This is a genomic window from Streptomyces sp. NPDC043876, assembly GCF_056435825.1.
This window is the reverse complement of the sequence record NZ_JBWKDV010000005.1, coordinates 396,492-411,808: the sequence shown is the minus strand read 5'-3', so window position 1 is coordinate 411,808 and position 15,317 is coordinate 396,492. Positions and strand designations below refer to the sequence as shown.

12 protein-coding genes are annotated in these 15,317 nt (G+C 71.9%); 4 read left to right on the top strand and 8 right to left on the bottom strand.

Features of this window, described 5'->3' with window-relative positions:
- The first annotated feature begins 134 nt into the window (after positions 1-134).
- On the top strand, positions 135-2,345 hold the full coding sequence (locus tag AC0693_RS19115) for an ATP-binding protein (RefSeq protein WP_478802361.1): 2,211 nt from the start codon (positions 135-137) through the stop codon (positions 2,343-2,345).
- Between the two features lie 22 nt (positions 2,346-2,367).
- Here AC0693_RS19115 and rpsD read toward each other — a convergent pair whose 3' ends face one another.
- Positions 2,368-2,979 (bottom strand): 30S ribosomal protein S4, encoded by a 612-nt coding sequence (rpsD, locus tag AC0693_RS19110; RefSeq protein ID WP_283451479.1) that lies wholly within the window; start codon positions 2,977-2,979, stop codon positions 2,368-2,370.
- A 55-nt stretch (positions 2,980-3,034) separates the two neighbouring features.
- Here rpsD and AC0693_RS19105 point away from each other — a divergent pair, with 55 nt between their 5' ends.
- Positions 3,035-3,955: a DUF2470 domain-containing protein gene (locus tag AC0693_RS19105; RefSeq protein ID WP_478802360.1), complete on the top strand. Its 921-nt coding sequence runs from the start codon at positions 3,035-3,037 to the stop codon at positions 3,953-3,955.
- An 11-nt stretch (positions 3,956-3,966) separates the two neighbouring features.
- Here AC0693_RS19105 and AC0693_RS19100 read toward each other — a convergent pair whose 3' ends face one another.
- The 4 genes from AC0693_RS19100 to AC0693_RS19085 form a co-directional block, all read right to left on the bottom strand.
- Positions 3,967-5,319 (bottom strand): replication-associated recombination protein A, encoded by a 1,353-nt coding sequence (locus AC0693_RS19100; RefSeq protein ID WP_356412110.1) that lies wholly within the window; start codon positions 5,317-5,319, stop codon positions 3,967-3,969.
- Between the two features lie 44 nt (positions 5,320-5,363).
- Complete coding sequence (locus AC0693_RS19095; protein ID WP_469320084.1) at positions 5,364-5,972, bottom strand: vitamin K epoxide reductase family protein; 609 nt, start codon at positions 5,970-5,972, stop codon at positions 5,364-5,366.
- A 145-nt stretch (positions 5,973-6,117) separates the two neighbouring features.
- Positions 6,118-7,380 carry a histidine--tRNA ligase gene (hisS, locus tag AC0693_RS19090; RefSeq protein WP_478802359.1) on the bottom strand — a complete coding sequence of 421 codons (1,263 nt, stop codon included), beginning with the start codon at positions 7,378-7,380 and terminating at the stop codon, positions 6,118-6,120.
- Positions 7,381-7,388: 8 nt separating this feature from the next.
- On the bottom strand, positions 7,389-8,114 hold the full coding sequence (locus tag AC0693_RS19085; protein ID WP_478802358.1) for an MBL fold metallo-hydrolase: 726 nt from the start codon (positions 8,112-8,114) through the stop codon (positions 7,389-7,391).
- 179 nt (positions 8,115-8,293) lie between these two features.
- Between AC0693_RS19085 and AC0693_RS19080 the strand changes: the two genes are divergently transcribed.
- Complete coding sequence (locus tag AC0693_RS19080; protein ID WP_469320081.1) at positions 8,294-9,082, top strand: peptidylprolyl isomerase; 789 nt, start codon at positions 8,294-8,296, stop codon at positions 9,080-9,082.
- 181 nt (positions 9,083-9,263) lie between these two features.
- Positions 9,264-10,493: a DUF349 domain-containing protein gene (locus AC0693_RS19075; protein WP_356412101.1), complete on the top strand. Its 1,230-nt coding sequence runs from the start codon at positions 9,264-9,266 to the stop codon at positions 10,491-10,493.
- 93 nt (positions 10,494-10,586) lie between these two features.
- Here AC0693_RS19075 and AC0693_RS19070 read toward each other — a convergent pair whose 3' ends face one another.
- The 3 genes from AC0693_RS19070 to secF all read right to left on the bottom strand — a co-directional run bounded on the left by AC0693_RS19070 (position 10,587) and on the right by secF (position 15,314).
- Positions 10,587-13,046, bottom strand: a complete 2,460-nt coding sequence (locus tag AC0693_RS19070; RefSeq protein ID WP_478802357.1) for a RelA/SpoT family protein — start codon at positions 13,044-13,046, stop codon at positions 10,587-10,589.
- 628 nt (positions 13,047-13,674) lie between these two features.
- Positions 13,675-14,247 carry an adenine phosphoribosyltransferase gene (locus AC0693_RS19065; RefSeq protein WP_356412097.1) on the bottom strand — a complete coding sequence of 191 codons (573 nt, stop codon included), beginning with the start codon at positions 14,245-14,247 and terminating at the stop codon, positions 13,675-13,677.
- Entirely contained in the window at positions 14,244-15,314 is a 1,071-nt protein-coding gene (gene secF / locus AC0693_RS19060; protein ID WP_356412095.1) for a protein translocase subunit SecF, read from the bottom strand. Before secF ends, AC0693_RS19065 begins: the two co-directional genes overlap by 4 nt.
- Between the last annotated feature and the right edge of the window lie 3 nt (positions 15,315-15,317).

Genomic DNA, 15,317 nt, shown 5'->3' with positions numbered 1-15,317 from the left:
TTGCACCGCTCTCTGCGTGTTGAAAACTCGTCCCCCGACCCTATCGCGCCGGAGATCCGCACCCCTACCGGAATTCGTGACCCGGAGCAGGCGCCTTGTACGCATCGCATCCGGACGAGTACCCTCCGTGTCCCATGCGACGACCCGACGACTCTCCTCCCGGCACGGCGCCGTACGGCAATCTTCCCTCGGAGCTGAACGGCTTCGTCGGCCGGGGCCCCGAACTGGGCGAGCTGGCGCGGCTGCTGGGCACCGCGCGCCTGGTGACGGTGACCGGAGTGGGCGGGGTGGGCAAGTCCCGGCTGGTCCTCGCCGCCGCCCGGGAGGCGCGGGCGCAGGCGCAGGAACGCTACTGCGACGGCGTCTGGCTGGCCGAGCTGTCGGCCGTGCGCGACCCCGCGCTGCTGGAGCTGACGCTCGCCGAGGCCCTCGGGCTCACCGACCACACGACCCGGCCGCCCCGGACCGTCCTGGCCGAGCACCTGGCTCCCCGGCGGCTGCTGCTGGTCCTGGACGGCTTCGAGCAGCTGGTCGACGAGTGCGCCGAGCTGGTGCACGAGCTGCTGCGCCGCTCCCCCGGCCTGTGCGTGCTGGCCGCCGGCCGCCGGCCGCTCGCGCTGGCCGGGGAGCGGTCCTTCCCGCTGGCCCCGCTCGGCACGGAAGACGCGGTGGCGCTGCTGGCCGACCGGGCGACCGCGGCCGACCCGTCCTTCGCGGTCACCGACGAGAACCGGGCCGCGGTCGCCGAGCTGTGCGACCGGCTGGACGGGATCCCGCTGGCGCTGGAGCTGGCGGCGGGGCGGCTGCGCACGCTGTCCCCGGCGCAGGTGCTGGTCCGGCTGGAGGACCGGTTCGCGCTGCTGACCGGCGGCGGGCGCGGGGGGCTCCCCCGGCACCGGGCGCTGCGGACGGCGATCGGCTGGAGCCACGAGCTGTGCACGGCCGCGGAGCGGCTGCTGTGGGCGCGGCTGTCCGTCTTCGCGGGCCGGTTCGACCTGGAGGCCGCCGAGTACGTGTGCGCGGGCCCGGACCTGCCCGTGGAGAGCGTGCTGGACCTGGTCGGCGAGCTGCTCGCGCAGTCGCTGCTGGTGCGCGAGCGGACCCCGGCGGGGACCCGCTACCGGATGCTGGAGACCGTACGGATGTACGGGGCCTGCTGGCTGGAGTCGCTGGGGGACGCGGTGCGGCTGCGGCGGCGCCACCGCGACTGGTACATGGGCCTGGCGACCTGGTGCGAGCTGGATTGGTTCAGTCCGCGCCAGCACGAGGTGGCGGCGCTGGTGGAGGCCGAGCTGGCGAACCTGCGGCTCGCCCTGGAGTGCTGCCTGGAGGATCCCGACGAGCTGCACCTGGGCCAGTACCTGGCGGGGACCCTGTGGTTCTACTGGGCGGGCTGCGGGCGGCTCACCGAGGGCAGGCTCTGGCTGGACCGCTCGCTGGAGCAGGCCGGGCGCCAGGGCGCCGAGCACGAACCGGCGCGGCTGAAGGCCCTGTGGGTGCTGGGGTACGTCGCCGCGCTCCAAGGGGACGCGGTGGCCTCGATGAGCGCGCTGCACGAGTGCCGGGACGCGGCCCTCGCCGCCGGGAACCCGGTGGCCACGGCCTACGCGGTGCACCGGATGGGCTGCCTGGCGCTGCTCCGCGACGACATGGTGCGGGCCGGGGAGCTGCTGGGGGCGGCGCTGGAGCGCTACCGGGAGGCCGGGGAGCTGAACAGCAACGTCCTGATGTGCCAGGTGGAGCTGGCGATGGCGCTGGCGTTCCAGGGGGACCTGGCGGGCGCGCTGGCCCTGTGCGAGGACGCCCGGGAGATCTGCGAGGACCGCGGGGAGCGCTGGGCGAAGGCGTACGCGCTGTACGTCCTGGCCTACGCCGCCCTGGACGCGGGCGGCGCGGCCGAGGCACGGCGGCTGCTGGCCGAGTGCGTGAAGATCAACCACGCGTTCCACGACCTGCTGGGCCTGGTCCTGGCGCTCGAACTGCTGGCGCTGGTGACCGTCGCCGAGGGGGAACCGGCGGAGGCCGCGGTGCTCCAGGGCGCGGCGGAGCCGTTGTGGGGCGCGGTGGGGCCGCGGCTGTTCGGCTCGGCCTACTTCAACGCGCCGCGGGTGATGTGCCAGGAGCAGGCGAGCGAGCTGCTGGGCGCGGAGCGGTACGCGGCGGGGGCCCGGCACGGCAGCGGGCTGGAGCTGGACGCCGTGGTGGAGCGGGCGCTGCGGGGGCCGGAGCCGCGGACCGCGCGGGGCGCGGAGGCCGGCGTGCCGCGGCCGCGCGGAACGGCGGAAAGCCCGCCCCCTCCCCCGAAGGGGAGCGGACGGGCTTCCGTCGAGACGAACAGCCTGTGAGGACCGCGCTCGCTGAGGGAAATCAGCGGGCGTAGTACTCGACGACGAGCTGCTCGTCGCAGATGACCGGGATTTCCTTGCGGTTCGGGTCACGGTCGAGGCGGAAGGCCAGGGCCTTCAGGTTGATCTGCAGGTAGCGGGGGGCCTCACCCTCGCCGGCGTAGCCACCCTCACGAGCAACCTGGAAGGGGTGCTTGTCGCGGCTGCGCTCGCGGACCGTGATGACGTCGTCCGGGCGGACACGGAACGACGGCTTGTCGACCTTGCCACCGTTGACCTCGATGTGGCCGTGAACGACCATCTGGCGCGCCTGGTAGATGGTGCGGGCGATGCCCGAACGCAGGACCAGGGCGTCGAGGCGACGCTCGAGCTCGACGACAAGCGCCTCGCCCGTCTTGCCTTCGGCCTTCTTCGCGCGGTCGTACGCGCGGGCCATCTGGCGCTCGGAGATGTCGTACTGGGCGCGCAGACGCTGCTTCTCGAGCAGACGCACCTTGTAGTCCGAGTTCTGCTTGCGGCCACGGCCGTGCTCGCCCGGCGGGTAGGGGCGGGCCTCGAAGTACTTGACGGCCTTCGGGGTCAGCGCAATGCCGAGGGCACGCGACTTCTTGACCTTGGGTCGCTTCTGGTTCACGTGGAACCTACCTCCATGTAAGTTAGGTGAGGCTTACCTTAGCGAGGAGGACGTAATGTCTCGACCACATGGGATCCCCCTGCCCAGTGCGCGACGAAGTTCAGATTCCAACGAAACGGAATCTGCTTTCGACGACGATAAGCAAGGTCAGCCGCGTCCCAGGGAAGGCGTTCGGCAGCTCACCGGAGCCGAACGCGTACGAACCCTCGTAGAGTCCAACGCCTCAGTATCCCTCACTCTGCCGGGTGCTCGTGACTGCCGGGCGACCGAAGAGTTCGGGACGGGGGTGCCGACCGCTCGGACCGTCACCCCGGACGGGGACGTGATTCTCCTTGTGTCAGGGGAATCCGCGGCTGCCAGAGCGGCCGCTCACGCCCAGGACGACGACCTCACCGCCGTGATCGAGATCACGGACGTGGCGCCGGTGTCCGTTCCCCATCGTATCCGAGGCCGCGCCCGGCTGGCGGGCTGGCTCACTCCGGTGCGCGGGGACGACCGCGCGGCCTGCGCCGCACTGCTCGCCGCGCGCCATCCGGTGGGCGAACTGCTCGGCATGGGCGAGGCCCTCGATCCCGAACCCGCGCCCGGCCGCTACGGGCGGCCCGCCTGGATGCTGCTGCGGCTGGAGGTCGGCGAGATCACCGTCGACGACCTCTGGGGCGCCGGGTACGTGGACCCCGACGAGCTGGCGGGCGCCGCGCCGGACCCGATGGTGGCCCACGAGACCGAGCTGCTCCAGCACCTGTACGCCCGGCACGCGGACCGGGTCCGGGAACTGTGCGGCCTGCTCGGCCCGCGCGGCGGCGCCGGACTGGACGCGGTCCCCCTCGCCCTGGACCGCCTCGGCCTGCGGGTGCGCTTCACCGGCGGTACGGGCGGCCCGTTCGACGCCCGCTTCGACTTCCCCGCGCCGGTCCGCGACATCGGCGGTCTGCGCCGGGCGATGCACTCGCTCTTCGCCGCCGCCGGTCACTGACCCCGGCGCTGTCAGCCGCTCCCGCGCAGCCGCTCCCGTACCTTCTCCACCACGTCCGCGTACCGCGCCTCCGCCCCGTAGCGCGTCGGCTCGTAGTACCGCTTGCCGTGGATCTCGTCCGGCGCGTACTGCTGCGCCGCGATGCCGCCCGGTACGTCGTGCGGGTAGACGTACCCCACCGCATGCCCGAGCTTCGCCGCCCCCTTGTAGTGCCCGTCCCGCAGGTGCGTCGGGACCGGCCCGGTCAGCCCCGCGCGGACGTCGGCCAGCGCGGCCCCGATCGCGGTGGTCGCCGTGTTCGACTTGGGCGCCAGCGCCAGCGCGATCGTCGCGTGGCTCAGGGTCAGCGCGGCCTCCGGGAAACCGATCATCGCCACGGCCTGGGCCGCGGCGACGGCGGTCGGCAGGGCCGTGGGGTCGGCGAGGCCGATGTCCTCGCTCGCCGAGATCATCAGGCGGCGCGCGATGAACCGCGGGTCCTCCCCCGCCTCGATCATCCGGGCCAGGTAGTGCAGCGCCGCGTCCACGTCGGAGCCGCGGATCGACTTGATGAGGGCGCTGGCCACGTCGTAGTGCTGGTCGCCGTCCCGGTCGTACTTCACCGCGGCCCGGTCGACGGCCTCTTCCACCGTCTGGAGGGTGATCTCGGCCTCGCCCTTGGCGATGGCCGAGCCGGCCCCCGCCTCCAGCGCGGTCAGCGCGCGCCGCGCGTCACCGCCCGCGATCCGCAGCAGGTGCGCCTCGGCGTCGGCCGGCAGGGTGACCGCCCCGCCCAGGCCGCGCTCCTCGGTGAGCGCCCGCCGCAGCAGGGCGGTGAGGTCCTCGTCGGTGAGCGGTTCGAGCGTGAGCAGCAGGGAGCGCGAGAGCAGCGGGGAGATGATCGAGAAGTACGGGTTCTCGGTGGTCGCCGCGATGAGCGTGACCCAGCGGTTCTCCACGGCGGGGAGCAGGGAGTCCTGCTGGGCCTTACTGAACCGGTGGATCTCGTCGAGGAAGAGGACGGTCTCCTTGCCGTACCCCCCGGCGGCGCGGCGGGCGCCCTCGATGACGGCGCGGACCTCCTTGACCCCGGCGGTGATCGCGGACAGCTCCACGAACCGCTTCTGGGTGGCCTGGCTGACGACGTACGCCAGGGTGGTCTTCCCGGTGCCGGGGGGTCCCCACAGGATCACCGAGGAGGCGCCGGCCGGTCCGCCCGCGCCGTCACCCACCAGGCGCCGCAGCGGCGAGCCCGGCTTGAGCAGATGCTGCTGGCCGACGACCTCGTCCAGGGTGCGCGGGCGCATCCGCACGGCGAGCGGAGAACTCGACGGGTCTTTCTCCTGGCGGTCCTCGGCGGCTGCGGTGAAGAGGTCTGGTTCCACACCGGAAGCCTATGCCAGCCCACCGACAGCGCCGCGGGTGCGGGCTACGAGGTCCAGAAATCCCACCAGCGCGTCAGGATCAGCATGCCGATGATCCCGACGTGCAGGACGGGCAGCACCCAGGCGAACTCGCCGAAGAAGCCGCGCAGCCAACGCGGCGCGGGGAGCAGGCCCTCGCGGACGGTGTGCGCGGTGACGTACCAGAAGAGGAAGATCGTGGCGACCCAGGCGAGGCAGCACCACAGGCACAGCGAGTTGATGCGGTACAGCGACTGGTACATCAGCCAGGTGCAGAAGCCGACGCCGAAGAGGGCGCCCGCGTTGAGTGCCAGCCAGTACCAGGGGCGCAAGCGCGCGCCGGCCAGCAGGCTCATGCCGACGCAGACGACGATCCCGTAGGTGACCAGGCCGAGCATCGGGTTCGGGAAGCCGAAGGCGGACGCCTGGTCGCTGGTCATGATGTTGCCGCAGGAGACGATCGGGTTCAGGCTGCAGCCCGGCTTGAAGTTCGGGTCCTCCAGCAGCTTGAACTTGTCGATGGTGATCACCCAGGCGGCGAGCAGGCCCGCGGCTCCCGTGATCACCAGCAGCCAGGCCAGCGCCCGGCTCGCGCCGACGGTCCGCGGAACGTCACTACCGGTGGTGGTCGTCATACGGCCGCTCTCCCACATCTGCGCCAGCAAGGTCGACAAGCAGGGGCCATTGTGCCGCACGGGGCCCGTGGGCCACCGTTCGGTGCGGATAAGGACACCGCCCCGAAGGCCCGGTGGCCGCCGGGGCGGCCACCGGGCAACGAGGTCAGGCGAGCTTCGTACGCACCGCTTCCACCACGTCCGCGAGGGCGACCGGGCTCTGCTCCCCGGACTCCATGTCCTTGAGCTGGACGACGCCCTCGGCGAGGTCCCGGTCCCCGGCGACGACGGTGAACCGCGCCCCGGACCGGTTGGCGTCCTTCATGGCGCCCTTGAGGCCCTTGCCCCCGTAGGAGAAGTCCGCCGCGATGCCGGCCCGGCGCAGCTCGGTCACGGTGGCGAAGAGGGCGCGGCGCGCGTCCTCGCCCAGTGCGACCGCGAAGACCGCGGTGGCCGCCGGGATGTCGAGCGCGATGCCCTCCGCCTCCAGCGCCAGCACCGTGCGGTCGACGCCCAGCGCCCAGCCGACGGACGGCAGCGCGGGCCCGCCGATCATCTCGGACAGGCCGTCGTAGCGGCCGCCGCCGCCCACCGCGGACTGGGAGCCCAGACCGTCGTGGACGAACTCGAAGGTGGTGCGCGTGTAGTAGTCGAGGCCGCGCACGAGCTTCTCGTCGTCCTCGAAGACCACTCCGGCCGCCGTCACCAGCGCCCGCACCTCCTCGTGGTACGCCTTGCACGCGTCGCACAGGTAGTCGCGCAGCACGGGAGCGCCGACGAGCTGCTTCTGGACGTCGGCCCGCTTGTCGTCGAGGACGCGCAGCGGGTTGATCTCGGCCCGGCGAACGGTCTCGGCGTCCAGGTCCAGCCCGCGCAGGAAGGACTGGAGCGCCTCCCGGTACACCGGGCGGCACTCCTTGTCGCCCAGCGAGTTGAGCAGGATGCGGAAGTCGCGCAGCCCCAGCGAGCGGTAGGCCTGATCGGCGAGGATGATCAGCTCGGCGTCCAGCGCCGGGTCCTCGGCGCCGATCGCCTCGGCGCCGACCTGCGAGAAGTGGCGGTAGCGCCCGGCCTGGGCCCGCTCGTAGCGGTAGTACGAGCCGGAGTACCAGAGCTTGACGGGGAGCAGACCGGCCTTGTGCAGGTTGCCCTGGAGCGCCGCGCGCAGGACGGAGGCGGTCCCCTCGGGGCGCAGCGCGAGCTGGTCGCCGCCCTTCGTGGTGAGGGTGTACATCTCCTTGCTCACGATGTCGGTGGACTCGCCGACGCCGCGCGAGAACAGGTCGACGTTCTCGAAGCCGGGGGTCTCGACGTACCCGTAGCCCGAGTTCTTCAGCGGCGCGGAGATCGCCTCGCGGACCGCCAGGAAGGTCGCGGAGCGCGGGGGCAGCAGGTCGTACGTGCCCTTGGGGGCCTGGAAAGTACTCACGAAACTCGTCACATTCCTCGTCGTGGAGCGGGGCCCGCTCCGTGGCCGACGGCGACTTCCCTCAGGTAGGGGTTGGTCGCGCGTTCGCGGCCGATGCTGGTCTGGGGACCGTGGCCGGACAGCACCACGGTCGAGTCGTCGAGCGGCAGGCACACGCGGGCCAGCGATTCGAGCATCTCGGCGTGGGAGCCGCCGGGCAGGTCGGTGCGTCCGACGGAGCCGGCGAAGAGCAGGTCGCCCGAGAAGAAGACCGACGGACGCCCTTGTTCTTGCAGCGTGGCCGCCGCTTCGGGGACCTGGAAGGTCACCGACCCCTTCGTATGCCCCGGCGCGTGCGCGACGGTGAACTCCAGACCGGCCAGGTTCAGCACGGCGCCGTCGGTCAGCTCGCGGACGTCGTCCGGTTCGCCCACCGTCAGCTCGCCCATGAGCGGCATCCCGATCGAGCGGCCGAGGGCCTTCTCCGGGTCGCTCATCATGTAGCGGTCCCGCGGGTGGATCCAGGCGGGCACGTCGTGCGCACCGCACACGGGGACCACCGAGGCCACGTGGTCGATGTGGCCGTGGGTGAGGACGACGGCGACGGGCTTGAGCCGATGCTTCTTCAGCGTCTCCTCGACACCCTGGGCGGCCTGGTGGCCCGGGTCGATGATGACGCACTCCTCACCCGCGGCGGGGGCGACCAGATAGCAATTGGTCCCCCAGGCCCCGGCGGGGAACCCGGCAATCAGCACGTTCGTCCTCAATCGTCAGGGGCGGTTGATGCAGATCAGAGCCTACCGGCGACGCTCATCGCACAGCGAACCCATATACGGTACGGCCTCAGCGGTTCCTGCAGCGCTACGGCCGCACACCCCACAAGCACCACAAGCCCCACAGCCCCCCGTCCGACGGCAACAAGGAGACAGACCCGGTGGTCACGAGCGATCAGCGGCGGCGCCAGCTCGCCAGGGAGAAGTACGAACGTCAGCAGGAGCGCAGGGCCAAGGCCCGGCAGAAGGCGCGGCGGCGGACGGCGGTGGCCGGTGCGGCCGCAGCCGTGGTGATCGCGACGCTGGTCGGCCTGACGGTGGGTGGCGTCTTCGACTCGAAGAAGGACACCAAGGACGCGGCGGCGGAGCCGTCGGCCTCGCCGACGCCGACGCCGAAGACCTCGCCGTCTCCGGCCATGGCCATCGACGCCAAGGCGAAGTACGCCTTCTCCCTCAAGACCAACGAGGGCGAGATCAAGATCGACATGGACGCGGCGAAGACCCCGCAGACCGTGAACTCGTTCAAGTCGCTCGCCGACAAGGGCTTCTTCGACGGCACCAAGTGCCACCGCCTGACCACCGAGGGCATCTTCGTGCTCCAGTGCGGCGACCCGGAGGGCACCGGCAAGGGCGGCCCCGGCTACACCATCGCGGACGAGAACCTCGACGCCCTCGGCAAGGCCGACCAGAACGGCCAGGTCGTCTATCCGGCGGGCACGGTCGCGATGGCCAACACCGGCCAGCCCGGCTCCGGCGGCAGCCAGTTCTTCCTGGTCTACAAGGACAGCCCGCTGGCCCCCACCTACACGCCCTTCGGGAAGATGGACGCCGCGGGCCTCAAGATCGTGGAGAACGTGGCCAAGGAGGGCGTCGCCGACGGCGACAAGGCTCCCGCCCCGAAGAAGCCGGTGACGATCGAGAAGGCCGCGGTCACCAAGAACCAGTCGTAACGAGGCCGTTCCCAGCGGTGGCGGACCCCGTCGACCGGCAGATTCCGTGGTGCTGGATGCGGACAGCCGGGGCGACGTTCGCCTATGTTGGCGTTGTGCGGGGCGGGCGCTGCCCGCCCTTGGAAACTGTGGACGATGCCAGGGGGGAACACCCCCGCAGGCATCATGTGGAGGAGGCGCTGTGAGCAGCGACCCGTGGGGCCGCGTCGACGAGACGGGCACCGTGTACGTGCGTACGGCCGAGGGCGAACAGGTCGTCGGCTCCTGGCAGGCGGGCACCCCTGAGGAGGCCCTGGCCTACTTCGAGCGCAAGTACGAGGGCCTGGTGGTCGAGATCGGCCTGCTCGAGCGGCGGGTGCGGACCACCGATCTGTCCTCCAAGGACGCGACGACGGCGATCGACCACCTGCGCACGCAGATCGACGAGCACCACGCGGTGGGCGACCTCGCCGCGCTGCGGGTGCGTCTGGACAAGCTGGTCGCGACCGTGGACGCGCGTCGCGAGGAGCGCAAGGCCCAGAAGGCGAAGCAGACCGACGAGGCCCGCGTCGCCAAGGAGAAGCTGGTCACGGAGGCCGAGGAACTGGCGCAGAGCGACCAGTGGCGCAGTGCCGGCGAGCGGCTGCGGGCGCTCGTGGACACCTGGAAGGCGCTGCCGCGCCTCGACCGCAAGTCGGACGACGAGCTGTGGCACCGCTTCTCGCACGCCCGCTCCGCCTTCTCCAAGCGGCGCAAGGCGCACTTCGCGTCCCTGGACGCGCAGCGCGAGGACGCGCGCAAGGCCAAGGAGAAGCTGGTCGCGGAGGCCGAGTCGCTGTCGAAGTCGACGGACTGGGGTCCGACGGCGGCGCGCTACCGCGAGCTGATGGCGGACTGGAAGGCCGTCGGCCGGGCGCAGCGCGAGTCCGAGGACGACCTGTGGAACCGTTTCCGCGGGGCGCAGGACGTCTTCTTCGCGGCGCGCAGCGAGGTCTTCGCGGAGCGCGACGCCGAGCAGGACGAGAACCTCAAGCTCAAGGAGGAGCTGGCCGACGAGGCCGAGAAGCTCCTGCCGATCACGGACCTGAAGGCGGCGCGGGCCGCGTTCCGTTCCCTGAACGAGCGCTGGGAGGCCATCGGCCACGTACCGCGGGACGCCCGGCCCAAGGTCGAGGGCCGGATGCACACGGTCGAGAAGGCCCTGCAGGAGTCCGAGGAGACCGAGTGGCGCCGGACGAACCCGGAGGCGCGTGCGCGCGCCGCGGGTCTGACCGGGCAGCTGCAGGCGGCCGTGGACAAGCTGCGCGGCCAGATCGACGCGGCGCGTGCGGCGGGCAACAACGCGAAGGCCGACAAGCTGGCGCGCGAGCTGGAAGGCCGTCAGGCCCTCCTGGACCAGGCCCTCAAGGGCCTCCAGGAGTTCGGCGGCTGAGGCCGGGGTGACCCCGTCACCCCAGAGAGGGCCCCGGCGGGCATGACGCCTGCCGGGGCCCTCTCGCGTGCCGGGGTCCTCTCGCGTGCCGGGTCAGGGCCTGCGGGCCGAGGTCACGCGGTAGACGTCGTAGACGCCCTCCACGCCGCGTACGGCCTTCAGGACGTGGCCCAGGTGCTTCGGGTCGCCCATCTCGAAGGTGAAGCGCGAGGTGGCGACGCGGTCGCGGGAGGTCTGGACGGCGGCCGACAGGATGTTCACGTGCTGGTCCGAGAGGACCCGCGTGACGTCCGACAGCAGCCGGGACCGGTCCAGCGCCTCGACCTGGATGGCGACCAGGAAGACGGAGGACTGGGTGGGGGCCCATTCGACCGCGAGGATCCGCTCGGGCTGCTGCGAGAGCGAGTCGACGTTGACGCAGTCGGCCCGGTGGACCGATACGCCGCTGCCGCGCGTGACGAAGCCGATGATCGGGTCGCCGGGCACCGGCGTGCAGCACCGGGCCAGTTTCACCCAGACGTCGTCGACGCCCTTGACGACCACGCCCGGGTCGGCGTTCTTGCGGCGCGTGCCCCGGCTGCGCGAGGGCGGGACGCTCTCCTCCAGGTCCTCGTTCGCCGCGTCCTCGCCGCCGAGGGCCTGGACCAGCTTCTGCACGACGCCCTGCGCGGCCACGTGGCCCTCGCCGATCGCCGCATAGAGGGAGGAGATGTCGGGGTAGCGCATCTCGTGGGCGAGGGTGACCAGGGAGTCGCCGGTGAGGATGCGCTGGATCGGCAGGTTCTGCTTGCGCATGGCCCGCGCGATGGCGTCCTTGCCCTGCTCGATGGCCTCGTCCCGGCGCTCCTTGGAGAACCAGGCGCGGATCTTGTTGCGGGCGCGCGGGGACTTGACGAAGCCGAGCCAGTCGCGCGAGGGTCCCGCGCCCTCGGCCTTGGAGGTGAAGACCTCCACGAGGTCGCCGTTGTCGAGGGTGGATTCGAGCGGGACGAGCCGCCCGTTGACCCGGGCCCCTATGGTCCGGTGGCCGACCTCGGTGTGGACGGCGTACGCGAAGTCCACCGAGGTGGCGCCCGCGGGCAGGGCGATGACGTCGCCCTTGGGCGTGAAGACGAAGACCTCGTTGCGGGAGAGGTCGAAGCGCAGCGAGTCGAGGAACTCGCCCGGGTCCTCGGTCTCCTTCTGCCAGTCGAGGAGCTGGCGCAGCCAGGCCATGTCGTTGACCGTGTCGTGGCCGGCGCTGCCCTTGGCCGCCTGCGGGACGTCGGTACGGACCTTCGAGGTGCCGGCGACGGTCTGCTGCTTGTACTTCCAGTGCGCGGCGATGCCGTACTCGGCGCGGCGGTGCATGTCGAAGGTGCGGATCTGCAGCTCGACGGGCTTGCCGCTGGGGCCGATGACCGTCGTGTGCAGCGACTGGTACATGTTGAACTTCGGCATCGCGATGTAGTCCTTGAACCGGCCGGGGACCGGGTTCCAGCGCGCGTGCACGGTGCCGAGGGCGGCGTAGCAGTCGCGGACGGTGTCCACGAGGACCCGGATGCCGACCAGGTCGTAGATCTCCGCGAAGTCGCGCCCGCGCACGATCATCTTCTGGTAGACGCTGTAGTAGTGCTTGGGGCGGCCGGTGACGGTGGCCTTGATCCGGGCGGCGCGCAGGTCGCTCTGCACCTCGTCGGTGACGATGGTGAGGTACTCGTCCCGCTTGGGCGCGCGCTCGGCGACGAGGCGGACGATCTCGTCGTACATCTTGGGGTAGAGGATCGCGAAGGAGAGGTCCTCCAGTTCCCACTTGATGGTGTTCATGCCCAGGCGGTGGGCCAGCGGAGCGTAGATCTCCAGCGTCTCGCGGGCCTTCTTCTCCTGCTTCTCCCGCTTGAGGTAGCGCATGGTGCGCATGTTGTGCAGGCGGTCGGCGAGCTTGATGACCAGGACGCGGGGGTCCTTGGCCATGGCCACGACCATCTTGCGGACGGTCTCCGCCTGGGCCGCCTCGCCGAACTTGACCCGGTCGAGCTTGGTGACGCCGTCCACGAGGAGGGCGACGGCGTCGCCGAAGTCGCGTCTGAGCTGCTCCAGGCCGTACTCGGTGTCCTCGACGGTGTCGTGGAGCAGGCCGGCCATCAGGGTGGCCGGGTCCATGCCCAGCTCGGCGAGGATCGTCGTCACCGCGAGGGGGTGGGTGATGTACGGGTCGCCGCTCTTGCGCTTCTGGCCGCGGTGCCAGCGTTCGGCGACCTGGTAGGCCTGCTCGATCTGGCGCAGCGTCGCCGTCTCGATCTTCGGGTCGTTGCCGCGGACTATGCGCAGCAGGGGTTCCAGGACCGGGTTGTACGGGTTGGACTTCTGCACGCCCAGCCGGGCGAGGCGGGCGCGCACGCGGTTGGAGGACCCGCCGCCGGTCTTCGCGGGGGCGGGTCGGGGCGAGGCCGCTGCCGGGGCCGGCGCGGGGGCCGGGGGCGGGGTCTGCGGGGGCGCGGCGGCCGCGGGCTGCTCGGGCTCGCCCTGCGGGTCGGGCTGCGCGGCGGAGAGTGGCTGGACCTCGTCTGGCAAGAGCGCTCCTCATGCGGATCCGGGGCCCGGTCAGGTCCGGATAACCCATGGTAGCGAGGCCCGCGCCCCCTCGTCCGCCCCGCCCACCCCGGACCCGGCGGTTCGCGCCCCGGGGCGACCCCGCGCCCCGCCCGCCTCCAACCCCGGCGAGGCCGACCTGGCCCGGCACCCCGACCCCGAGCCGAGGCACCCCCTCGCTCCCCCTGCCTCCGGCAGCGCCTCAAACGCCGGCGAGGCTGGGGGTGCGGCGACCGAGCCCCGCCGATAGGTGCTGCGGGGCCAGCCGGACCCCCACCCCGCCAGAGTCCGCTCCGCAGCCGGCTGCAGGCCGCACGTCGCTCCCCTTGCCTCCGGCGGCGCCTCAAACGCCGGCGAGGCTGGAGTGGGGAGCAGAGCCGGGCCCCCGCCCCGCCGGGGGGCGCGCCCGCAGCGACTGCGGACGGCCCTTCCCGGCCGTGCACGGCCACCGCCCAGCCGCAGCACACTCAGCCCCGCCGGCGTTTGAGGCGCCGCCGGAGGCAGCGTGGGGGGCCACACGGCCGCGCCGGCCCCCGCAACGCCGAAGCGGCGGACCCCCCGGGAGGGGTCCGCCGCTTCGGCGTGGGGCGGTCGGGCGGCCAGGGGCCGGTCAGACCACGATCAGGGCGTCCAGCGGCGCCCCGCCAAGGGCCGGCTCCAGCCGGGCGCGGCCCGGGAGGAACGACAGTTCCATCAGGACCGCGACCCCGGCCACCTCGGCCCCGGCCCGCCGGATCAGTTCCAGCGAGGCCTCGGCCGTACCACCGGTGGCCAGGACGTCGTCAATGACCATGACCCGGTCCCCCGGCGCCAGGTCCTCCGCGTGGACCTCGATCTCCGCGGTGCCGTACTCCAGCTCGTACGCCTGGGACAGCGTCGCCCCCGGCAGCTTGCCCGCCTTGCGGACCGGCACGAAGCCGAGGCCCGCCCGGACGGCGGCCGGGGCCGCCAGGATGAACCCGCGCGCCTCCAGCCCGACGATCTTCGTCGCGCCGCGCTCCGCGCACAGAGCGGCCAGCGCCTCCGTCAGCGCGGAGAACGCCTTCGGGTCGGCCAGCAGCGGGGTGATGTCCTTGAACATCACGCCCGGCTTCGGGTAGTCCGCCACGTCCTTGATCCGGCTGAGCAGCAGCTCGTGCACCCCCGGCGGCAGCGGCACGGGCCGCACGGCGGCGGCGCTCATCGGCGCCGCCCCGAAGCCCGGCCGCCGCGGCCCTGGGCCACGACCTCGGTGCCGTCGCCCGGCTCCTCGGTGAAGTCGTCCGCCGACTCCCCCTTGGCCTCGGCGGACGCCCGCTTGGCGAGCACCCGCTTCTTGAGCGCCTTCATGGCCGGCTCGCGCTCCTTCAGGTCGACGACCAGCGGGGTCGCGATGAAGATCGAGGAGTACGCACCGGCGGCGAGGCCGACGAACAGCGACAGCGAGATGTCGTTGAGCATGCCCGCGCCCAGGAAGCCGCCGCCGATGAAGAGCAGCGCGCCGACCGGGAGCAGGGCCACGACGGTGGTGTTGATCGAGCGGACCAGGGTGCCGTTGATGCTGCGGTTGGCCACCTCGCTGAAGGTCCAGCGGGTCTGCTTGGTGATGTCCTTCGACCCCTCCTTGAGACCGTCGAAGACGACGACGGTGTCGTAGAGGGAGTAACCGAGGATGGTCAGCAGACCGATCACGGTGCCCGGGGTGACCTCGAAGCCGACGAGCGAGTAGATGCCGACGGTGATCGTGAGGTCGTGGATCAGCGCGACGAGCGCGGCGATGGCCATCCGCCATTCGAAGGCGATGGCGAGGTAGATCACCACGAGGACCATGAAGACGCCGAGGCCGGTCCAGGCCTTGTTGGCGATCTCCTCGCCCCAGCTCGCGCCGACCTGGTCGGAGTTGATGTCCGCGGCGTTCACCGAGAGGTCGGTAGCGAGCTGCTTCTTCACCTCCGTGGAGGCGGACGGGTCCAGGTCCGAGATCTGGATGCGCAGACCGCCGGTGCCCAGTTTCTGCACGAGCGCCTGGTGGCCGGACGCCTTCGTCGCGGATTCGGTCGCCTTGGCGAGCGAGACGGAGGTCTTCGGGGTGGTGAAGACGGCACCGCCGCGGAACTCGATGCCCATGTTGAGGCCTTGTACGGCCAGGGCCACGATCGCCGTGATGGTGATCAGGATGGAAATGCCGTACCAGAGGAAACGCTTGCCGACGAAGTCGTATCCGACCTCACCGCGGTACAGCTTGGCGCCGAGATCTCCCAGCTTCGACATCTC